Genomic DNA, 18,621 nt, shown 5'->3' with positions numbered 1-18,621 from the left:
GCTCGGGGAGGGTGGGGTAGTCCTCGGCGGGGAGCGTGCGGAGCCCGAACTCGGCGGGGCCGCAGCGGACCACGACCTCGGCGCCCTTGGTGAAGATGTCCACAGGCTGTGGAGGAAGGTTCCGGACGATGTCGGCCAGCAGCCGCCCGGGGACCAGGACGAGGCCCGGCTCGGTGACGGTGACGTCGTCCCGGGCGCGGGCGGACACCTCGTAGTCGAACCCGGCCAGGATCAGCTCGCCCTCGCCGGTGGCCTCGACGAGCATGCCCGCGAGGACGGGCAGGGCGGGACGTACCGGCAGCGTCCGGGCCGCCCACGCCACGGCGTCGGCGAGGGTCTGGCGGTCGACTCGGAGCTCCACCTTGATCAGCCTTCCGCAGGTGTGGGTCTTTGCGAGCACGGTAACCGGCCCCACTGACAGGCTGCTCCTTCCCCCGTCCGGGCGGGGTATCCGGCCTCCCCGTGCCGTCAGAAAAGGGCGTGCTGGGTGGTGGTGGTCTTGCGTTCGAAGTCGAGGAGGTAGCGCTTGCGGTCGAGGCCGCCGCCGTAGCCGGTGAGGCCGCCGGTGGAGCCGATGACGCGGTGGCAGGGGACGATGACGCCGATCGGGTTGCGGCCGTTGGCGAGGCCCACGGCCCGGGAGGCCGACGGCTTGCCGAGTTCCGCGGCGAGTTCGCCGTAGGTGACGGTCTCTCCGTAGGGGATCTCCTGGAGCAGCGCCCAGACCCGCTTCTGGAAGGGCGTCCCGTTGAGGGTGAGCGGCAGGTCGAACTTGGTCAGCTCACCGGCGAAGTATGCGGTGAGCTGTTCGGCGACGGTCGCGAAGGGCTCGTCGTGGAGGTCGCCAGGGACACCGAAGGTCTCCGCAGGAGGGCGGTGACGCTGCACCTCCATGTAGAGGGCGCGAAGGGCACCGTCCTGGGCCATCAGCGTCAGTGGGCCTACGGGGCTGTCCACGACGACGTGCGTCGGGTTCATGGAAGTCATCCTCTCGTGGTCAGGAGGCGGGTAGCAGGTTGATGGGATGGTCGCCCGTGGCCCACAGGTACTGGACGGCGTACGCGCGCCAGGGGCGCCATTGGGCGGCGCGACGGGTGAGGGCCGCGGGTGTCGAGGGAAGGTCGAGCGCCTTGGCGGCGCCGCGGATGCCCAGGTCGCTCGGGATGAACGCGTCGGGGTCTCCGAGGGCGCGCATCGCGATGGTCTCGATGGTCCACGGACCGAAGCCGGGTAGGGCGGCCAAGCGCGCGCGGGCGGCTTCCCAGTCGCTCCCCACCCCGAGGTCGATCTCGCCGTTCGCGAGTGCGTCCACGAGGGTCGTGAGGGTGGTGCGGCGGGTTTGCGGAAAGGCGAGGGACTCGGGGTCGAGTTCCGCCAGGGCGGAGGGCGTCGGGAAAAGGTGGGTGAGTCCGCCGGCCGGGTCGTCCACGGGCTCGCCGTAGGCGGTGACGAGGCGGCCCGCGTGGGTTCGGGCGGCCGCCGTCGACACCTGCTGTCCCAGGACGGCGCGTACGGCGAACTCGGGGGCGTCGACGGTCCGCGGGACGCGCCGCCCCGGGGCCTTGGTGACCAGCGGCGCCAGGGCGGGGTCGTCGCGGAGTAGGTCGTCCACGGCGACGGGGTCGGCGTCGAGGTCGAGCATCCAGCGGCAGCGGCTGATCGCGATGGTGAGGTCGCGCAGGTCGCTCAGGCTGAGCGTGCAGGCGACGTGGTCGGGCCGGGGCCGCAGCGTGGCGATGCCGTGCCCGTGCGGCAGGCGCATGGTGCGGCGGAACGCGCCGTCCCGCCACTCCTCGACGCCGGGGACGGCGGTGGCCGCGAGATGGCCGAACAGGTTGTCGGGGCAGAGCGGCGCCCGGAACGGCAGCCGCAGCGACAGCGCCCCCGAACCGGCGGGCGGGTGGCCCTTGGCGACACGGTCGCGCAGCGCGGTCGGCGTCAGCGCGAACACCTCGCGGACGGTGTCGTTGAAGGCGCGGATACTGGCGAAGCCCGCCGCGAACGCGACGTCCCCCATCGGGAGGGCGGTCGTTTCGATGAGGAGCCTCGCCGTCTGAGCCCGCTGGGCCCGCGCCAAGGCGAGTGGGCCGGCGCCCAGTTCGGCGTTGAGCTGGCGCTCGATCTGGCGTGTGCTGTAGCCGAGCCGTGCCGCGAGCCCGGGGACGCCCTCACGGTCGACCACGCCGTCGGCGATGAGCCGCATCGCGCGGGCGACGACGTCCGCGCGGTGGTTCCATTCCGGCGAGCCGGGGCTGGTGTCGGGGCGGCAGCGCTTGCAGGCGCGGAATCCGGCCTGCTGCGCGGCGGCGGCGCTCGGGTAGAAGCGCATGTTCCCCGGCTTGGGCGGCACGACAGGGCAGCTCGGGCGGCAGTAGATGCCGGTGGTGACGACGCCGGTGAAGAACCATCCGTCGAAGCGGGCGTCCTTCGCCTGGACGGCCCGCACACACCTTTCCGCGTCCTCATGCATGTCCTCCAGCATCACCGACGCTCAGGTGGTTCCACTGGCCGAATTCCGACATCAACCCCCCGGCCGCCTTTGACGGCTGGCTGAACATATGTTTAGCATGCTGAACATGTGTTCAATGGTCGATGACCGCACGACCCGGGCCGTCATCCGGGACGAGGCGCTGCGGCTGCTCGCGCTGCGCGGCGCGGACGCCGTCACGGTGCGGCAGGTCGCCCAGGCCGCGGGCGTCTCGGCGGCCCTGGTCATCCATCACTTCGGCTCGAAGGACGTACTGCGCGAAAGCGTCGACCAGCACGTCCTGCAGCTGTTCGACGGGATGCTTCGCGAGCTGACCTGCCAGAACGCCCTGGAGAGGGACACAGGATCACTTGCCCGGGCGGTGCTTCGGCATCTGCCGCCCGGTTCACCGGTACCGGCGTACATGCGGCGGCTCCTGCTGGGCGACGGCAAGGCCGGGCAGCGCCTGTTCCGCCGCCTGTTCGAGGTGAGCCGGACTCGGTTGGACGCGATGGTCACCGCAGGCGAAGCCGACCCGGGTGGCGATCCGGCCGTCCGTGCGGCGTTCCTGCTGGTCAATGACCTGGCGGTGCTCCTGCTACGGGACGAGTTGACTGACGTGCTGGGTTCCGACCCCCTGTCGGCGGACGGCATGACCCGGTGGGCGAGCGAGGCGATGACCATCTACGGCGACGGCCTGGGCGGGGCGAAGGCCGGGCCATGACCGACGGCCGAGACGAACGGGAAACCGGCGACCGGGAAACCGGCGGCCCGGAAACCACGTCCGCCAAACCGAGTTGGTTCCTCGGCAGTGGCACCACACCCGCCGAACGGGCCATCGCCTACTCGGCGGGCGTGTTCGGCGTCGCCCTCCTGCTCTGGATCGTCCGCGATCTGGGCTGGCCGTGGTGGAAGTACCTGATCGGCGCCGCCGTGGCGTACGACATCGCCGGCGGCGTCGTCGCCAACGGGCTGAACGCCGTCAAGCGCTTCTACCACGGGCCGCTGCCCCTGCCGCCGACGCGCCTCAACCGGCTCTTGCACGACGACATCGGATTCGCCGCGTGCCACGTCCAGCCGATTCTGGTGGGCCTGGTCTTCGGCGGGCCGTGGTGGTGGGGGCCGCTGTGGTACGCGTGGGCTCTGGCCGGCGTCGTCGCCGTCGCCCGCGCGCCGGTCTACCTGGCTCGCCCGGCCGGGCTGTTCGCCGTCCTCGGCGGGGTGTTGATCTCGCCGTCGCTCTCCCATCCGGAGGGCTTCGCGTGGCTGCCCGTCGCGCTGCTGCTCAAGCTGGTCGTCGCGCACGCCGTGCCGGAGGAACCGTACGGGCCGTCCGCGCGCCGGGGATGACGTGTCAGGTAATCGATCTCCCGCCGGGGCGCTGGCAGCCTTGGGGCACCGGGAGGAACCCGGCCGAACAGACGGGAGTCATGAGATGAGCGACGTTCAGCAGCGGGTCGCGCGGTACCTGGCCATCTGGAACGAGACCGACCCGGCCGCGCGCCGCGCCGCGATCGACGAGATGTGGACGGAGCGGCCGCTGTACGTCGACCCGCTCGGCGTGGCCGAGGGGCGGGACGCGATCGACGGCTTCATCGGCGCGGCGCAGCAGCAGTTCCCCGGCATGGTGTTCCGCCCGGCGGGCACCGTGGACGCCCACCACAACGTGGCCCGCTTCACCTGGGAACTCGGCCCCGAGGGCGGCGAAGCGCTCGTGGTCGGCTTCGACGTGGCGGTCTTCGCCGACGACGGGCGCTTCGACCGCGTCCACGGCTTCCTCGACAAGGTGCCCGGGTAGGCGCCGAGGTAGGCGGCCAGTGTAGGCGGCCGGGGGCGGCTCAGAGCTGGCGGAGCGCGCCGCCGTCCACCGTCCATTCGGCGCCGGTCACCTGGGCGGCCAGCGGGGACAGCAGGTAGACGATGACCCGCGCGACGTCCCGCGGCGTGCCGAGCCGTCCGACGGGGAGCCGCCGCTCCTCCCGGACGAACCGGTCTATGGCCTCCTCGACGGGAAGCCCGAACTGTGCGGCGAGCTGGTCGGCGAACCCACCGGGCTCGTCCCACATCCGGGTTCGTGTAGGGCCGGGCGTGACGACGTTGGAGCGGATACCGCAGCGACCGAACTCTCCCGCAAGCGTCTTGGACACCGACAGGAGCGCCGTCTTGGACGCCGCGTAGTCGACCAGCGGCGTGTCAGGGAATCGTCCGGCCTCACTGGACACGTGCACCATGCTGCCCGCGCCCTGGTCGATCAGGGCGGGCAGCGCCGCTCGGGCCATCCGGACGGCCGCGTGGAAGTTCAGCTCGAACGTGGCGTGCCACTGGTCGTCGGTCACGTCGAGGAACCCGATGCGGGAGTTGAGCGCACCCGCGTTGTTGACCAAGCCGTCCAGGCGTCCGTGCCGCTCTAGGGCGATGTCCACGGCGCGCTGGGCGGCGTCCGGTTCGGTGAGGTCGGCCCTGACGTCCCCGTTGCGGGACACACCGACTACGTGCGCTCCCTCCTCTGCGAGGAGCGCGGCCGTGGCCTCGCCGATGCCGGCCGAGGCACCCGTGACGATGTAGACCCTGGCTTCGAGTTCGAGGTTCATGGTGTGTCTCCTTAGGCGCGGCGCAGGAACGACCAGACGAGGGCCGCACCGGCGAGGACGATCGCGACGTTCACCGCCGTCGCGGTGTGGATGCCGCCGAGGACGGAGGCGTTGGCGGTGGCCACGGCGCTCATCACGGGGATGCCGAGCGTGATGGCCACCTGCTGCGTCATGGTGGCGACGCCGGTCGCGAGGCCCTGCTCGCGGTCCGGCAGCCCGGACGTCACGGTCCCCATGAACGCGACGATCGCGACGAGGTTCCCGAATCCGCCGATCGCGGTCGCGACCAGCAGCAGCCCGAGCCCGCCGCGCGACTCGCCGAGCCCGAGCAGCGCCGCCGTGGCCGCGGCCTGCAGCAGCAGCCCGGCGACGAGGGCCGCCCGGCCGCCGAGCCGACCCATGATCCGGGGCGCGGCGACACCGCCGGCGAACGTCCCGGCGCCGAGGACGCCGAGCGCGAGCCCGGTGGCCAGCGGCGAGAAGTCCAGGACCTTCTGCAGGTAGAGGGTCATCAGGAACACCAGCGACGTCTCGGTGGCGAACGCCACGAAACCGCCCACGCTGCCCCAGCTGACGGTCCGCCGCGCCAGCACGCCCAGCGGCGCGAGCGGGGCCGGGGAGCGCCGCTCCACCAGGACGAACGCGACCAGCAGGACGGCCGCGGCGGCCAGCGTGCCCAGCGCGAGCGGGTCGCCCCATCCCCGGGACCCGGCGGACGTGATCCCGTACACCAGGGCGAGGAGCCCGCCGGTCACGGTGACCGCGCCGGGAACGTCCAGCTTCGCACCGTCCCGCGACCGGCTCTCGCTGATCAACGCGGGGGTGACCGCGAGGATCAGCACCGCCACCGGCACGTTGACCAGGAAGGCCCAGCGCCAGGTCAGCACGTCCGTGAGCACCCCGCCGAGGATCGCGCCCACGGTGAACCCGGCGGACATCAGCGCGCCGCTGAGCCCGAGCGCCCGGGTCCGCAGCGGCCCTTCCGGGAACGACGTGGTGATCAGCGACAGCGCGGCCGGTGTGGCGATCGCCGTGGCCAGGCCCTGCAGGACCCGCCCGGTCAGCAGCATCGCCGGTGCGGTGGCCAGCCCGCCGATCAGCGAGCCCACCGCCAGGAGGGCCATGCCCGCGAGCAGCATCCGCCGCCGTCCGAACAGGTCCGCGACGCGACCGAACAGCAGCGTGAACCCGGCGGCGGGCAGCGCGAACGCGGTCGCGATCCATTGCAGCTCGTCCAGTCCGAAGCCGAGCCCCCGGCCGACGACGGGTAGCGCCACGTTGAGGATGGAGAAATCTATGGCGAGCATGAACTGCGCGCCTAGGAGAAGGGTGAGTATCAGCTTGTGCCGTGACGACATCCGCGCAGGAGGAGCGGGAGCGTCGGTAGTGATCGCGGTCATGGCAGAGACCATCGCGCCGCAGGACGCGCCTACCCAGCCCTCGCCCGTTCGTACCACCCGCAGTAGCAGGCTCCGTCCCGGGAGCTAGCACGAACCTGGCTCCACGGCGGGACGGCCGTTCGGCGCCCCTCTTCGTAGGGTCGACAACGCTCTGCACAACACCTGGGGGTTACCTTGCGTCGTCAGCTTGCATTCGTCGTCATGGCCGCGGCCGGGGTCACCGCGTTGAGCGCGTGCGGCATGGCATTCGCGTCGACCTTCGAGGACGACGCCGCACTGGAGGGCGGCATCACCGCGGTGGAACTGGACGACATCGACGCGGGCCGGGTCACGCTGCGCGGCGGCGCTTCCAAGGCGTCCGTCCACCGCGAGGTCAAGTACCGCGGCGACAGGCCGGAGGGGCGGACGCACCGGATCGAGAACGGTGTCCTGAAGCTGCGCGGCTGCGGCTCGCGCTGCACGGTGCGCTACACGGTCGACCTGCCGGCGGGCCTTCCGGTGAGCGGCGGCACGTCCAGCGGCGCGATCAGGCTGTCCCGCGTGGGCAAGGTGGACGTGTCGACCAGTTCGGGCGCGATCCGCCTGGACGACGTGTCGGGCCCGGTCAAGGCGAAGACGTCCAACGGCGAGATCGAGGGACGCGGCCTGAAGGGCGACGAGATCGACGTGGAGACGTCGAACGGCGAGATCACCCTCATACCGGCCAACCCGCAGAACATCCGGGCGAAGACGTCGAACGGCGAGATCACGGTCACCGTCCCTGCGGTGCCCTACCGGGTGTCCGCGCGCACCAGCAACGGCGACCGGGAGATCGGTGTCCCGGACGACCAGTCCGCCCGGTACCGCCTGGACCTGACGACCAGCAACGGCGACATCACCGTCAAGCCCGCCGGATAGCCTCTGCGCATGGCGCGCAACGTCGAACTCGGGGAGTTCCTCAAGTCGCGGCGGGCACGGCTGCGGCCGGAGGACGTGGGCGTCCCCTCCTACGGGAGCCGCCGCCGCGTGCCGGGGCTGCGGCGCGAGGAGCTCGCGCAGCTCGCCGGGGTCAGCGTCGCGTACTACATCCGGCTGGAACAGGGCACGGCCGAGGGGGTGTCCGCCGAGGTCCTCGACGCGATCTCCCGGGCGCTGCGGCTGACCGGCGACGAGCACGTCCACCTGCACCGGCTCGCGCACCCGCCGCGCCGCACGCGCCCCGCGGGCCCGCCGCGGCTGCGCGCCCCGCTCCAGCACCTGCTCGACTCGATCACCCACGCGCCCGCGTACGTGGTCGGGCACTACACGAACGTGGTCGCCTGGAACCGGCTCACCGCCGCCGTGTTCGTCGACCTCGCGAACGTCCCGGCGGACGAGCGGACCTGGTCCCATCAGATCCATCTCAACGGCGACTACCGGGCGCGGCTCGGTGACAACTGGCCCGCGGTCGCCCGGCGCAACGTCGCCTACCTGCGGTTCCGCTCCGGGCAGGACCCGGACGACCCGCGGCTGCGGGCGCTGATCGGCTCGCTGCGGGAACGCAGCCCCGAGTTCGGGCGGATGTGGTCGGCGCACCACGTCACGGACCTGACGCACGGCGAGGCCCGCATCGACCACCCGGACGTGGGGCGGCTCGTCCTGCCGTTCGAGACCCTGCACCTGCCCGGCGACCCGGACCTCAGCCGCCTCATGCTCTACGCCGCCGAGCCGGGTTCCGCCTCGGAGATGGCGCTCCGGAGGCTGGCCGAGACGTCCGCCCACCTGTCCAGCGCCGACCTGGACGGCGGGGCGGCGCCGTCCCGCTCCGGGGACTGATCCCCCCACCTGCGGCGCCGGGCGGCTACCGTGCTCCCTGTGGACCAGATCGCCTGGTATGAGCACGGCCAGGCGCAGCACGCGCGCTGGCGGTCCGAGAGCGGCACCCCACCGCCCCGCCGCGTCGTGGTCGCCGCCGACGACATGCGGGCGGACGACGCCTACCACCTGGCCTGCGAGGGCACCGCCCTGCTGTGGCGCGGCGACTTCCAGAACGCGCGGCAGCTCCTCAACGCGATGGCGCGCCGGATCGACCGTCCCCGGCGGCGCCGCCCGCGCAAGCCCGAACCGTCCCCGGCGGTTCAGGCATTCCACCTTCACCGCCAGGCCAGTGCCCAGCGCGCGCGGGCCCTGGCCATGCTGCTCCTACCGTTCGACCCGGGTCACGTCATTCCCCTACGCCGCGCACCGGACGTGCGGGCCGCCTGCATCGAGGTGTACGGCCCGGACGATCGGCCTTACGTGGCCTCACTGCGCGAACTGCTCGGCCTGATCGGCGCGCACGAATGGCGTGTGAAGGGCGTACCGATCCCCGCGCTGGACCGCGACCGGATCCATCCCCACTACGGCGTCTTCTCACCGGTCAGAGGCGAGTATGTGGACCTCGTCGCCGAAGCGCCATTGCCACCGGCCAAGGTCGCCTTCGACATCGGGACAGGAACGGGTGTACTCGCGGCCGTCCTCGCCCGTCGCGGCGTGGAACGGATAGTCGCCACAGACCACGACCCGCGCGCGCTTGCCTGCGCCCGAGAGAACATCGAGCGCCTGGACGTGGCGAAGCGGGTCGACGTCGTCCAGACCAACCTCTTCCCAGATGAACGGGCCGGGCTCATCGTCTGCAACCCGCCCTGGGTCCCGGCCAAGCCCAGCTCGCCCTTGGAACACGCCATCTACGACCCGGGCAGCCGGATGCTCCGCGGCTTCCTCGACGGCCTGGCCGACCATCTGGAACCGGACGGCGAAGGCTGGCTGATCCTCTCCGACCTCGCCGAACACCTGGGTCTGCGCACACGGGACGACCTGTTCGCCATGTTCTCGTCAGCCGGCCTCCAGGTCGCGGGCAAGCACGACACCAAGCCGACCCACCCGCGAGCCCACGACCCCGACGACCCACTCCACACCGCCCGTGCCGCCGAAACCACCACCCTTTGGCGCCTCCGGCACTGACCTCTGGGCGCACACCGGGCACGATGGGCAACATGCGTCCCATCGATCAGCAGACCATCCTCATCACCGGCGCGACCGACGGGCTGGGCCGCGCTCTGGCTGCCCGGCTCGCCGCCGAGGGCGCGAGCATCCTCGTCCACGGACGCGACGACCAGCGCGGCAAGGCGACCATGCAGGAGATCGGCGGCCGGGCGTTCTGGTACCGGGCGGACCTGTCGTCCCTCGCCGAGACCCGCGCGCTGGCCGAGGCCGTCCGCGCCGACCATCCCCGCCTGGACGTGCTGGTCAACAACGCGGGCATCGGCGGCCCCGCCTCGCGGCAGGAGAGCCCCGACGGGCACGAGCTGACCTTCCAGGTGAACTACCTGTCCGGGTATCTGCTCACCCGGTTGCTGCTGCCGACTCTCGTCGCCTCGGCCCCGGCGCGGATCGTCAACGTCAGCAGCGGCGCCCAGCAGGCCGTCGACTTCGACGATGTGATGATCACCCGCGATTACCGCCCCATGCGGGCCTACAGCCAGAGCAAGCTCGCCCAGATCCTGTTCACGGTCGACCTCGCCGAAGAACTGGCCGGGACGGGCGTCACCGCGAACGCCCTGCACCCGGCCACCTACATGCCGACCAAGATGGTCCCCTCACCGATCAGCACTCTGGAAGAGGGCGTCGAGGCGACGTACCGGCTCGTCACCGACCCTGCCTTGGACGACGTCTCCGGCCGCTTCTACAACGGCCTCAAGGAGGCCCGCGCGGACGCCCAGGCATACGACCCCGACGCCCGCGCCCGCCTTCGGGACCTCTCCGAACAGCTCACTTCTCCCTGAGTCGGCGGAAGAACGCCCTGACGTCGCCGGTCAGCAGGTCCGGTGCCTCTATGGCCGGGAAGTGCCCGCCACGGTCGAACTCCGTCCAGTGGGCGACGTCGTAGACCCGCTCTACGAGGCGCCGCACCGGCCGGACGAGATCGTGCGCGAACACCGCCACACCCAGGGGAACCGGACATGGCGCCGGTGGGCCGCCCCGCGCGGCGTTCTCCCGGTGCAACCTGGCCGAGGAACCGGCCGTGCCCGTGAGCCAGTAGAGCATCACCGTCGTGAGCAGCCGGTCGTCGTCGATGCCGCTCGCCGGGTCGGTCCACTCGGTGACCTTGTCGGCGATCCACGCGAGCTGCCCGACGGGGGAGTCGGTCAGCGCATACGCGACGGTCTGCGGGCGCGTCGACTGCATCTGCCAGTACCCGGCGGGACTGGCCAGATAAGGCTTCTGTCGCTCCAGCCGCTCTAGGTCGTCCTCCGAAAGCCGGACGGCGCCGTCACCGGGCGGTGGGGAGCCGATGTAGTTGAGGTGGACGCCGATGACCTGATCCGTGGCAGCGGCCCCAAGCGCGGTGGAGACCGGCCAGCCCCAGTCACCGCCCTGCGCGCCGTACCGTTCGTAGCCGAGCCTGTCCATCAGCACGGCCCACGCACGGGCGATGCGGTTCACGTCCCACCCGGGCTCGCGCGTCGGCCCGGACAGGGTGAAGCCGGGCAGCGTCGGCACCACCACGTGGAACGCGTCCCTTGGGTCGCCACCGTGCGCCCGGGGGTCGGTGAGCGGGCCGATCACGTCCAGGAAGTCGGCGACCGTGCTCGGCCACCCGTGCGTGATGATCAGCGGCAGCGCGTCCGGCTCCGGCGACCGCACGTGGACAAAATGAATGTTCGTCCCGTCGATCTCCGTCGTGAACTGCGGGAACGCGTTGAGCGCGGCCTCCCGCGCCCGCCAGTCGAACGTCGTGCGCCAGTGCGCGGCGAGTTCCTTCACCCGGGCGAGCGGGATGCCGTGGTCCCATCCGATGCCGGGAAGCTCGTCCGGCCACCGCGTGCGGTCGAGCCGCTCGGCGAGGTCATCGAGATCCTCCTGCGGGACGTCGAGCCGGAACGGCACGATCTCAGGCATTCGCCACCTCCCAGATGGGACGGGCCTGCACCCGCGAGAGCCGCCAGCCGTCCGCCGTGCGAGCGGCCTTCAGTTCGTAGCGCTCGCCCAGCAGACGCGGCCCTTCTTCCCGTGCGAAGACGACAAGGAGGTTCGCGCCGATCACGGCCTGGTCGCCGTCCACCTCGATGAGCGGGTCGGTGATGAAGTGCTGGGTCGGCACCCGGTGGTTCCGGCGCGCCTGCTCAACGAGAGCGTCAACGCCCTTCGCGACGCCGCCGGGGGTGTGGACCTCCGCGTCCTCGGTGAAGAGACCGCGCCCGTCACCGGGACTCTTCTGGTCCAGCCACCGCCCAAGCCTGCTGACCAGCACGGCCAGTTCATGTCGATCGTCCATGGCTCCTCAATCATTGGTTGTACCAACATTGGTACAGCCAACAATACATATCGTTGGCTCGACCAACAACTCCCGTAGACTGACCGCATGATGAAGGCCGACGCCCGGACGCCCACCCGCCTCCGGCACGCCGCGAGCTGGCTGATCAGCCTGGCGTCCGCGCACAGCCACCGCCTGGTCACCGAGGGGTTCGCCGCCGCGGGAGCCCGCGGCTACCACTACCGGCTGCTCGCCGCCCTCGACGAGTACGGCCCGTCCAGCCAGGCCGCCCTCGGTCGCCACACGGGCATCGACCGCAGCGACGTCGTCGCCGCCCTGAACGAACTCGCCGCCAAGAATCTGATCGACCGCTCCCCCGACCCGTCCGACCGGCGCCGCAACATCATCACCCTCACGCCGGACGGCACCCGCCACCTGGACGACCTGCAGAAGGTCGTGGACCGCGTCCAAGACGACCTCCTGGCACCCCTGACCCCCGCCGAACGCGACCAGCTCACCGCCCTACTGGCCCGCGTCACCGACCACCACGCCAAGAGCCGCCCATGATCCGCCTCGTGGAGCTCCCCACCGCCACGATGACCGCCCTCCTGAACAACGACCTCACCACGGCGAGCACCACCGCCGGGGTGCGCCTCACCGGCTACTTCGTCACCGACGAGGCGAAGGCTCTCTGGCGCTTCCGCCTCGACCAGCTCGCCCGCGAGCCTGAACACGCCCGCTGGATCGTCCGCGCCGCCGTGGCGGAGCCGGAGGGTGTGGTCGTAGGTCACGCCGGCTTCCAGGGCGCCCCGACCGCCGACGGCCGGGTCGAAGTCGCCTACTCCGTCGACCCTGCGCACCGCCGCCGCGGTTACGCCCGCGCGATGCTCGCCGCCCTGCTGGCCCGTGCCGCGGCCGAGCCGTCGGTCACGACCGTCCGCGCGTCGATCAGCCCGGACAACGCCGCGTCACTGGCGACGATCGCGGGCCACGGCTTCGTCCACGTGGGTGAGCAGTGGGACGAGCGGGACGGCCGCGAACTCCTCTTCGACCGCCCCGCCCGCTGACGTCAGGCGCCGGTGGTGATCAGGGTCTTGCCGAAGGCGGTACGTCCCTCGATGGCGGCATGCGCGGCTCCGGCCCGATCGAGCGGGAACGTCTGCCCGACGACCGGCGCGATCACCCCCGCGGCGGCCTCGCGCAATGCCTGCCCGACGTACCGCATACGGTCGCGGTCGGACAGCTGCGCGGCCTCGATTCCCGTCACCGCGACGCCCCGCTCATCGGCGGCCCGCCGGTCGACGTTCGCGAAACGCCCGCTGGGTGTGCCGTGGGCCGAGAAGCGTCCTCCGCGAGCGGCGAGGGTGAAGGCGGCCTCCCCGAGCGCGCCGCCGACATTGTCCAGCACGACGTCGGCGCCGTGCTCGCCGAACACCGCCCGCGCCTGCTCGACCCAGTCGGGCCGCGCGGAGTCGATCACTGCGTCGGGTCCGAGTCGCGCGACCCCCTCCAGCTTCGCGCCACGGGCGACCGCGACCACACTCGCCGCGCGGGCCCGCGCGAGCTGCACGCACAGCAACCCAAGGCCGCCGCTTGCCCCCACCACGAGCACGCGATCCTGCGGACCGACCTTCGTCACGTCGAACAGCGCGAGCGCGGTCACTCCGTCATGCAACAGGGCCGCGGCCACCGTGAGGTCGACGTCGTCGGGCACCACCGCCATCGCGTCGACCGAGACCACGGCACGATCGGCGTAGCCGCCTTCGCCGCCGGTGTGCGCCACCACTCTTCGACCGCGAAGGCCCTGGTCGACTCCCGCGCCGACCTGCACGACCCGGCCGGCGACCCCGTTTCCCGGCACATAGGGCGGACGCATCGGCCAGAAGTCCTGACCGGCCCCTGAGCGCACCATCGTCTCCAGCCACAACGTGTCGATCACCTCCACGCCGACCAGGACCTCTCCGGCACCCGGCACGGGATCGGGCACCTCGACCACCTGGAAGACCTCCGGCCCGCCGAACTCCGACACCATCGCTGCACGCACCGCACCCACACTCCGTCCTGCCGTTCGTCTCGCCAGGGCGACTCCCTCGCGGTGCCCGCAACGCTAAAACCTCAATATTCGTTGAGGTCAAGGGTGTGGCGGTCAGTGTGACCGGCGATGTTCCTGGAGCTCTCCTACCGGCCCGGGACACGGGACGCTCGGGCGGGCGGGGAGCCGTCAGCCGACTTCCTCGGCCAGTCCGACGATGAGCCCCTCCGGGCCGCGGACGAAGCAGAGCCGGTAGCCGTTCTCGTACCGCACCACGTCGCCGACGAGTTCGGCGCCGCGGGTGCGCAGGCGGGCAACGACGTCATCGATGTCTTCGACGGCGAACATGATGCGACGTATGCCCAGCGTGTTGACCGGTGCGTGCTGCGGCTCACTGCTGATCGCGGACGGCGTGTGGAACCTCGTCAGCTCGACCCGCCCGTGGCCGTCCGGGGTCCGCAGCATGACGATGTCGGCACGGACGCCGTCGAGCCCGACGACACGGTCGACCGAGCCCCCCTCGACGAGCGTCCTGCCTTCCAGCTCCATACCGAGTTCGCCGAAGAACTCGATGACGGCCTCAAGATCGTCGACAACGATGAGGACGTTGTCCATCCGCCGGATCGTCATGGTGGTTCCTTCCTCGTCGCGCGGCCGTCGTGGCCGCTGATGTGGCTGGGACGACGCCGACGCCACGTTCTCGACACGGCAGGGCCGCCGAGTCCCAGTTGACCGCCGCCGGAGACGGTCGACGAGCGGCCGGGGCCGCGGTTCAGCGTGTGGCATCACATGACATCACCGCCGACATCACCGGCGCACAGGTAGACAAACGACCCAACACAGCCCTCTGACCTGCATATTCGTCAGGTATACGCGACCGTGACGGCTTCACGACACAGCACCGACGCGACAGCCATGACGGCAGATGACGTCAAACTTGCAGCATTAGACGTCACTAAGACTTGCGGTGACGTCACTTCGATGTCATAGTCGTGGCATGGACCTGATGCCGTATGTGGACAACCTCCGCCGCGAGCTCGCCGTCGCCGCCGAGGCGGGCGGGCCGGAAGCCCGCGCGCTGGCCGAACGCCTCACCGGCGTCCTGGAAGCGGCCACGCGGCTCACCCTGCTGGAGGCGCTGTCGGCCGCGGCGGACGAGATCACCGGCGAACTCGCGCCGGGATCGGTCGAGGTGCGGCTGCGCGGCGGCGACCCGGCGTTCGTGGTGACGCCGCCGCACACGGCGCCGTCCGCGGAGCACGCGGCCGGCGGCGCGGAGATCGCCCGCGAGGCCGCGCCGCCCGCCGCGCCGCCCGCCGCGCCGCCGACCGCCGAGGAGGGCGGCACCGCGCGGATGACCCTGCGGCTGCCCGAGCACCTCAAGGTGCGCGTGGAGGAGGCGGCCGGCCGGCAGGGGATCTCGGTCAACGCCTGGCTGGTCCGCGCCGTCTCCGCCGCGTTCGACCCTGGCGCCGCGACCGGACCCGGCGACCGGACGCAGCAGGTCCAGAGCGGCCGCAGCTACACCGGCTGGGTGCGCTAGCGGCACCCCGCCCAGAGCATCACCCGCCCGGCACCATCACCGGGCACCCATCGCCCGGCCCCAAGGCCGGGATTTCCACCAGACCCATGAGGAGGGCTCCGCCATGCCTGCTTTCGACACTCCCGAGCCGATCACCGCCGACATCGACATCTTCGTCGGCCAGGTCCGCATCCACGCCGGCGACCGCGCCGACACCGTGGTGGAGGTCCGCCCCAGCGACCCGTCCAACGAGGCGTGCGTGCAAGCCGCGGAACGCACGGTCGTCGAGTTCTCCGGCGGCCGGCTGCTGATCAGGGGGCCCAGGCCCAAGGCCCTGGGATACCTGCGGTCCTGGCGCGGCTCCATCGAGGTGACCGTCGACCTGCCGACCGGGTCCGCCGTCGAGGCCGGTGTCGCCGCGGGCGGCATGGCGGGCTTCGTCGCCACCGGCCGGCTCGGCCGCACCGTCCTGAAGAACTCGAACGGGGACCTGCGCCTGGAGGAGACCGGCCCGCTGGAGGCCAGGACGTCCACCGGCGAGATCTCCGTGGACCGGGTCACCGGACCCGTCGAGGTGACCGGCTCCGTCGGAGCCATCCGGATCGGCACCATCGAAGGTTCCGGCACGGTGAAGAACTCGACCGGTGACATCACGCTGGGCGAGGTGTCCGGCGACCTGCAGTTGAAGACCGGCGTCGGCGGCATCACCGTCGACCGCGCGACCGCCGACCTGACCGCCAGGTCCGCGCACGGCCGGATCCGGATCGGCGAGGCGGTGAGCGGCACCGTCCGCGTGGAGGGCGGTCACGGCAGGGTCGATGTCGGCATCGCCGAGGGCACGGCCGCCTGGCTGGACCTCCACTCCAAGAACGGCGTGGTGCGCAACACCCTGACCGCCGCCGACGGACCCGAGACCGCCAAAGCGGTCGTCGAGGTGCACGCGCACACCAACTGGGGCGACATCGACGTCCACCGGTCCTGACCGCCCCGAACACCAGTAAGGAGCCCCCCTCATGAGCGACGCGATCACGGCCGAAGGACTCGTCAAGAAATTCGGCGAGGTGACCGCCCTGGACGAGCTGAGCTTCTCCGTCCCGCAAGGGACGGTCCTGGCGCTGCTCGGCCCAAACGGCGCCGGGAAGACGACCGCGGTACGGGTGCTGACCACGCTGCTGCCCCCCGACGCGGGCAGCGCGACCGTCGCCGGATTCGACGTCGTCGGCGACGCGCGGCGGCTGCGGGCGCACATCGGCCTGTCCGGCCAGTACGCCGCCGTCGACGAGCACCTCACCGGCGCGGAGAACCTGGAGATGGTCGGGCGGCTGTACCACCTGGGCGCCAAGCGCAGCAGGGCCCGCGCCCGCGAGCTGCTCGAACGCTTCGACCTCGCCGGCGCCGCCGACCGTCCGGTGAAGGGCTACTCCGGCGGCATGCGCCGGCGCATCGACCTCGCCGGCGCACTGGTCGCCGACCCCCCGGTGCTGTTCCTGGACGAACCCACCACGGGCCTCGACCCCCGCGCCCGCACCGCGCTGTGGGACACCATCCTCGAACTCGTCGCGGGCGGCACCACGCTGCTGCTGACGACCCAGTACATGGAGGAGGCCGACCGCCTCGCCGACCGGATCCTTGTGATCGACCACGGCGGCGCCATCGCCCGCGGCACCCCCGACGAGCTCAAGGACCAGGTCGGCGGCAACCGCATCGAGCTGACCGTCAGCGACGCGGCCGAACTGGAGACCGCGCGAGAGACGCTCGCCTGGGTCGCCGTCGGGGCCGTGCGGACCGTGCCGGAGTCGCTCCAGATCACCGTTCCGGTCACCGACGGGCCCGAGGCACTGCGCCACGTCCTCGGCCGGCTCGCCGACGCGGGAGTCCGGGTGCGGGACGCCGGGCTGCGCCGCCCCACCCTCGACGACGTCTACCTCACCCTGACCGGGCGCCGGACGCCCGACACCGAACCGCAGGGAGCCACCCGATGAACGCGCTCACCATGCCCATCACCGACGGCTGGACCATCGCCAGGCGCAACGCCCTGAAGATCAGGCGATCACCGGACCTGCTCGGCTCCGCGATCATGTTCCCGATCGTGTTCGTGCTGATGTTCGCCTACGTGTTCGGCAGCGTCATCGAGGTCCCGGGCATGTCCTACCGGGAGTTCCTGCTCCCCGGCATCTTCGTCCAGGCGGTGCTCATCAGCGCGCAGGTCACGGGATACACGCTGACCCTCGACCTGCAGAAGGGCATCTTCGACCGGTTCCGCTCACTGCCGATGGCCCCGTCCGCGGTACTGATCGGCCAGACCGTCAGCGACCTGCTGATGAACCTCGCCAGCCTGGTCGTCATGGCGACGATGGGACTGATCGTCGGCTGGCGGGTGCACACCTCGCCGTTCGAGGCCGTCCTCGGGTTCGCGCTGCTGCTGCTGTTCGCCTACGCGTTCTCCTGGTTCACCGCGACCGTCGCGCTGGCCCTGCGCACCCCGGAGAGCTTCAACAACATCGCGACGATGGTGTCGTTCCCGCTGATGTTCATCTCCAACGCCTTCCTCGACAGCTCCGAACTGCCCGCCCCGCTGCGCGTCGTCGCCGAGTGGAATCCCGTCTCCGCCTTCACCCAGGCGGCACGCGAACTCTTCGGCAACACCAGTAGCGCGATGGAGACGTCGGATGCCTGGCCCATCCAGCACGCCGTCCCGGCGTCCCTGCTCTGGATCGCCGTAATCCTGGTCGTCTTCGTCCCGCTGGCGACCCGCCTCTACAAGAAGGCGGTCAGCGCCTGACCGCCACACCGAAGGCGCCCCTCCGACCGGAGGGGCGCCTTCCCCTTTCCGTCCGCCGGGACGGCCTCGTCTCCTCGGTCGCTTCTTCTCGCTCAGCAGTGCGGCGGCCCGCCGCGCGGCATCCGGGTCGGCGAGGACCAGCAGGTCGAGCAGGCCGTCAACGTCCTGCGCCGAGAGCTCCGCGCGCCCGGCGGCCCGCCAGGCCCCGCGCTCGTCCCGCGTGATCGTCCAGGCGGGGAAGAGGTGCCGGAGCAGCAGCAGCGCGACGGGCTCGTTGGCCATCGGCCGCCTGTGGCCGGTCAGCGAAGTTTCGCCCACGTCACCTTCCCGCCCTCGTTGAGGGGACGGACACCCCATGCCCCCACGAGCTCCGCCATCAGCGCCAGCCCGCGCCCGGACGTCGCGGCGTAGTTCTCGGGCTGGATCACCGGCCGCCCCGCCCCGCCGGTAGGGTCGGCCGCGCGGCGAGGTGCCCATGAGGGCCCTTTTCCGCGCGGCCTCCCTCCGAACCGGACGTGCGAGTTTCCCCGCATCCGGCTCTCCAGTGGTTCTTTTGTGAGTTTGACGGTCTGC

Annotated in this window: 23 protein-coding genes; 13 read left to right on the top strand and 10 right to left on the bottom strand. The window is 71.6% G+C overall.

Annotation, left to right across the window (positions count from 1 at the left end; translation table 11 throughout):
• From E1289_RS28745 to E1289_RS28735, 3 genes are all read right to left on the bottom strand, one after another.
• Positions 1-361 (bottom strand): DNA polymerase III subunit beta (locus E1289_RS28745; RefSeq protein ID WP_279488026.1); only part of this gene is annotated, 361 nt, incomplete at its 3' end.
• Positions 362-468: 107 nt separating this feature from the next.
• Complete coding sequence (locus tag E1289_RS28740; RefSeq protein ID WP_207929212.1) at positions 469-978, bottom strand: methylated-DNA--[protein]-cysteine S-methyltransferase; 510 nt, start codon at positions 976-978, stop codon at positions 469-471.
• A 19-nt stretch (positions 979-997) separates the two neighbouring features.
• Positions 998-2,470 carry an AlkA N-terminal domain-containing protein gene (locus tag E1289_RS28735; RefSeq protein ID WP_131985680.1) on the bottom strand — a complete coding sequence of 491 codons (1,473 nt, stop codon included), beginning with the start codon at positions 2,468-2,470 and terminating at the stop codon, positions 998-1,000.
• Positions 2,471-2,585: 115 nt separating this feature from the next.
• Between E1289_RS28735 and E1289_RS28730 the strand changes: the two genes are divergently transcribed.
• From E1289_RS28730 to E1289_RS28720, 3 genes are all read left to right on the top strand, one after another.
• Positions 2,586-3,191: a TetR/AcrR family transcriptional regulator gene (locus E1289_RS28730; RefSeq protein ID WP_243713215.1), complete on the top strand. Its 606-nt coding sequence runs from the start codon at positions 2,586-2,588 to the stop codon at positions 3,189-3,191.
• Entirely contained in the window at positions 3,188-3,817 is a 630-nt protein-coding gene (locus E1289_RS28725; protein WP_131985676.1) for a hypothetical protein, read from the top strand. The genes E1289_RS28730 and E1289_RS28725 overlap by 4 nt, the downstream gene beginning before the upstream one ends.
• An 85-nt stretch (positions 3,818-3,902) precedes the next feature.
• Positions 3,903-4,265, top strand: coding sequence for a nuclear transport factor 2 family protein (locus E1289_RS28720; protein WP_131985674.1), 363 nt, complete (start codon positions 3,903-3,905; stop codon positions 4,263-4,265).
• 40 nt (positions 4,266-4,305) lie between these two features.
• Here the strand turns inward: E1289_RS28720 and E1289_RS28715 are convergent, their stop codons facing one another.
• Both E1289_RS28715 and E1289_RS28710 read right to left on the bottom strand, forming a co-directional pair.
• Positions 4,306-5,058: an SDR family oxidoreductase gene (locus E1289_RS28715; protein ID WP_131985672.1), complete on the bottom strand. Its 753-nt coding sequence runs from the start codon at positions 5,056-5,058 to the stop codon at positions 4,306-4,308.
• Positions 5,059-5,069: 11 nt separating this feature from the next.
• Positions 5,070-6,458 (bottom strand): MFS transporter, encoded by a 1,389-nt coding sequence (locus tag E1289_RS28710; RefSeq protein WP_131985670.1) that lies wholly within the window; start codon positions 6,456-6,458, stop codon positions 5,070-5,072.
• 240 nt (positions 6,459-6,698) lie between these two features.
• Between E1289_RS28710 and E1289_RS28705 the strand changes: the two genes are divergently transcribed.
• From E1289_RS28705 to E1289_RS28690, 4 genes are read left to right on the top strand one after another with little or no spacing between them, the layout of a single operon-like run.
• Positions 6,699-7,355 carry a DUF4097 family beta strand repeat-containing protein gene (locus E1289_RS28705; protein WP_207929209.1) on the top strand — a complete coding sequence of 219 codons (657 nt, stop codon included), beginning with the start codon at positions 6,699-6,701 and terminating at the stop codon, positions 7,353-7,355.
• Between the two features lie 9 nt (positions 7,356-7,364).
• Positions 7,365-8,252 carry a helix-turn-helix domain-containing protein gene (locus E1289_RS28700; RefSeq protein WP_131985666.1) on the top strand — a complete coding sequence of 296 codons (888 nt, stop codon included), beginning with the start codon at positions 7,365-7,367 and terminating at the stop codon, positions 8,250-8,252.
• 39 nt (positions 8,253-8,291) lie between these two features.
• Positions 8,292-9,419, top strand: coding sequence for a class I SAM-dependent methyltransferase (locus E1289_RS28695; protein WP_243713214.1), 1,128 nt, complete (start codon positions 8,292-8,294; stop codon positions 9,417-9,419).
• Between the two features lie 32 nt (positions 9,420-9,451).
• Positions 9,452-10,240, top strand: coding sequence for an SDR family NAD(P)-dependent oxidoreductase (locus E1289_RS28690; RefSeq protein WP_131985664.1), 789 nt, complete (start codon positions 9,452-9,454; stop codon positions 10,238-10,240).
• Here the strand turns inward: E1289_RS28690 and E1289_RS28685 are convergent.
• Together E1289_RS28685 and E1289_RS28680 are read right to left on the bottom strand one after the other, a co-directional pair.
• Positions 10,227-11,357, bottom strand: coding sequence for an epoxide hydrolase family protein (locus E1289_RS28685; protein WP_131985662.1), 1,131 nt, complete (start codon positions 11,355-11,357; stop codon positions 10,227-10,229). The two genes, E1289_RS28690 and E1289_RS28685, sit on opposite strands and share 14 nt — an antisense overlap.
• The gene (locus E1289_RS28680) at positions 11,350-11,733 is read right to left on the bottom strand and encodes a nuclear transport factor 2 family protein (protein WP_131985660.1); all 384 of its coding nucleotides are present in this window, start codon (positions 11,731-11,733) and stop codon (positions 11,350-11,352) included. The genes E1289_RS28685 and E1289_RS28680 overlap by 8 nt, the downstream gene beginning before the upstream one ends.
• 87 nt (positions 11,734-11,820) lie before the next feature.
• Here E1289_RS28680 and E1289_RS28675 point away from each other — a divergent pair, with 87 nt between their 5' ends.
• Both E1289_RS28675 and E1289_RS28670 read left to right on the top strand, forming a co-directional pair.
• On the top strand, positions 11,821-12,279 hold the full coding sequence (locus tag E1289_RS28675) for a MarR family transcriptional regulator (RefSeq protein ID WP_131985658.1): 459 nt from the start codon (positions 11,821-11,823) through the stop codon (positions 12,277-12,279).
• 8 nt (positions 12,280-12,287) lie between these two features.
• Positions 12,288-12,779 carry a GNAT family protein gene (locus tag E1289_RS28670; RefSeq protein ID WP_243713213.1) on the top strand — a complete coding sequence of 164 codons (492 nt, stop codon included), beginning with the start codon at positions 12,288-12,290 and terminating at the stop codon, positions 12,777-12,779.
• Between the two features lie 2 nt (positions 12,780-12,781).
• Here E1289_RS28670 and E1289_RS28665 read toward each other — a convergent pair whose 3' ends face one another.
• On the bottom strand, positions 12,782-13,756 hold the full coding sequence (locus E1289_RS28665) for a zinc-binding dehydrogenase (protein ID WP_131985656.1): 975 nt from the start codon (positions 13,754-13,756) through the stop codon (positions 12,782-12,784).
• A 177-nt stretch (positions 13,757-13,933) separates the two neighbouring features.
• A complete protein-coding gene (locus E1289_RS28660; RefSeq protein WP_207929214.1) occupies positions 13,934-14,359 on the bottom strand; it encodes a VOC family protein in 426 nt (141 codons plus the stop codon).
• 382 nt (positions 14,360-14,741) lie between these two features.
• Here E1289_RS28660 and E1289_RS28655 point away from each other — a divergent pair, with 382 nt between their 5' ends.
• The 4 genes from E1289_RS28655 to E1289_RS28640 all read left to right on the top strand — a co-directional run bounded on the left by E1289_RS28655 (position 14,742) and on the right by E1289_RS28640 (position 18,048).
• Positions 14,742-15,287 (top strand): toxin-antitoxin system HicB family antitoxin, encoded by a 546-nt coding sequence (locus E1289_RS28655; RefSeq protein ID WP_131985652.1) that lies wholly within the window; start codon positions 14,742-14,744, stop codon positions 15,285-15,287.
• A 103-nt stretch (positions 15,288-15,390) separates the two neighbouring features.
• On the top strand, positions 15,391-16,248 hold the full coding sequence (locus tag E1289_RS28650; protein ID WP_131985650.1) for a DUF4097 family beta strand repeat-containing protein: 858 nt from the start codon (positions 15,391-15,393) through the stop codon (positions 16,246-16,248).
• A gap of 31 nt (positions 16,249-16,279) precedes the next feature.
• Positions 16,280-17,248, top strand: coding sequence for an ATP-binding cassette domain-containing protein (locus E1289_RS28645; RefSeq protein WP_131985648.1), 969 nt, complete (start codon positions 16,280-16,282; stop codon positions 17,246-17,248).
• A complete protein-coding gene (locus E1289_RS28640; protein ID WP_131985646.1) occupies positions 17,245-18,048 on the top strand; it encodes an ABC transporter permease in 804 nt (267 codons plus the stop codon). The genes E1289_RS28645 and E1289_RS28640 overlap by 4 nt, the downstream gene beginning before the upstream one ends.
• Positions 18,049-18,347: 299 nt before the next feature.
• On the opposite strand, the gene E1289_RS40225 is transcribed toward E1289_RS28640, so the two are convergent.
• Positions 18,348-18,476, bottom strand: a complete 129-nt coding sequence (locus E1289_RS40225; protein ID WP_165970647.1) for an ATP-binding protein — start codon at positions 18,474-18,476, stop codon at positions 18,348-18,350.
• Positions 18,477-18,621: the final 145 nt, after the last annotated feature.

The sequence above is a fragment of the Actinomadura sp. 6K520 genome (genome assembly GCF_004349245.1).
Lineage (GTDB): Bacteria > Actinomycetota > Actinomycetes > Streptosporangiales > Streptosporangiaceae > Spirillospora.
The sequence above is the reverse complement of the archived record's forward strand: the minus strand, read 5'-3'. Positions and strand labels throughout refer to the sequence as shown.

What these genes read in the sequence shown, in the direction of transcription:
- E1289_RS28720 (WP_131985674.1), top strand. Translation starts at nt 3,903, where the DNA reads ATGAGCGACGTTCAGCAGCGGGTCGCGCGGTACCTGGCCATCTGGAAC.
- E1289_RS28660 (WP_207929214.1), bottom strand. Translation starts at nt 14,359, where the DNA reads ATGGACAACGTCCTCATCGTTGTCGACGATCTTGAGGCCGTCATCGAG.
- E1289_RS28640 (WP_131985646.1), top strand. Translation starts at nt 17,245, where the DNA reads ATGAACGCGCTCACCATGCCCATCACCGACGGCTGGACCATCGCCAGG.
- E1289_RS28700 (WP_131985666.1), top strand. Translation starts at nt 7,365, where the DNA reads ATGGCGCGCAACGTCGAACTCGGGGAGTTCCTCAAGTCGCGGCGGGCA.
- E1289_RS28645 (WP_131985648.1), top strand. Translation starts at nt 16,280, where the DNA reads ATGAGCGACGCGATCACGGCCGAAGGACTCGTCAAGAAATTCGGCGAG.
- E1289_RS28650 (WP_131985650.1), top strand. Translation starts at nt 15,391, where the DNA reads ATGCCTGCTTTCGACACTCCCGAGCCGATCACCGCCGACATCGACATC.
- E1289_RS28705 (WP_207929209.1), top strand. Translation starts at nt 6,699, where the DNA reads ATGGCATTCGCGTCGACCTTCGAGGACGACGCCGCACTGGAGGGCGGC.
- E1289_RS28715 (WP_131985672.1), bottom strand. Translation starts at nt 5,058, where the DNA reads ATGAACCTCGAACTCGAAGCCAGGGTCTACATCGTCACGGGTGCCTCG.
- E1289_RS28685 (WP_131985662.1), bottom strand. Translation starts at nt 11,357, where the DNA reads ATGCCTGAGATCGTGCCGTTCCGGCTCGACGTCCCGCAGGAGGATCTC.
- E1289_RS28680 (WP_131985660.1), bottom strand. Translation starts at nt 11,733, where the DNA reads ATGGACGATCGACATGAACTGGCCGTGCTGGTCAGCAGGCTTGGGCGG.
- E1289_RS28675 (WP_131985658.1), top strand. Translation starts at nt 11,821, where the DNA reads ATGATGAAGGCCGACGCCCGGACGCCCACCCGCCTCCGGCACGCCGCG.
- E1289_RS28725 (WP_131985676.1), top strand. Translation starts at nt 3,188, where the DNA reads ATGACCGACGGCCGAGACGAACGGGAAACCGGCGACCGGGAAACCGGC.
- E1289_RS28730 (WP_243713215.1), top strand. Translation starts at nt 2,586, where the DNA reads ATGGTCGATGACCGCACGACCCGGGCCGTCATCCGGGACGAGGCGCTG.
- E1289_RS28655 (WP_131985652.1), top strand. Translation starts at nt 14,742, where the DNA reads ATGGACCTGATGCCGTATGTGGACAACCTCCGCCGCGAGCTCGCCGTC.
- E1289_RS28710 (WP_131985670.1), bottom strand. Translation starts at nt 6,458, where the DNA reads ATGACCGCGATCACTACCGACGCTCCCGCTCCTCCTGCGCGGATGTCG.
- E1289_RS28740 (WP_207929212.1), bottom strand. Translation starts at nt 978, where the DNA reads ATGAACCCGACGCACGTCGTCGTGGACAGCCCCGTAGGCCCACTGACG.
- E1289_RS28690 (WP_131985664.1), top strand. Translation starts at nt 9,452, where the DNA reads ATGCGTCCCATCGATCAGCAGACCATCCTCATCACCGGCGCGACCGAC.
- E1289_RS28735 (WP_131985680.1), bottom strand. Translation starts at nt 2,470, where the DNA reads ATGCATGAGGACGCGGAAAGGTGTGTGCGGGCCGTCCAGGCGAAGGAC.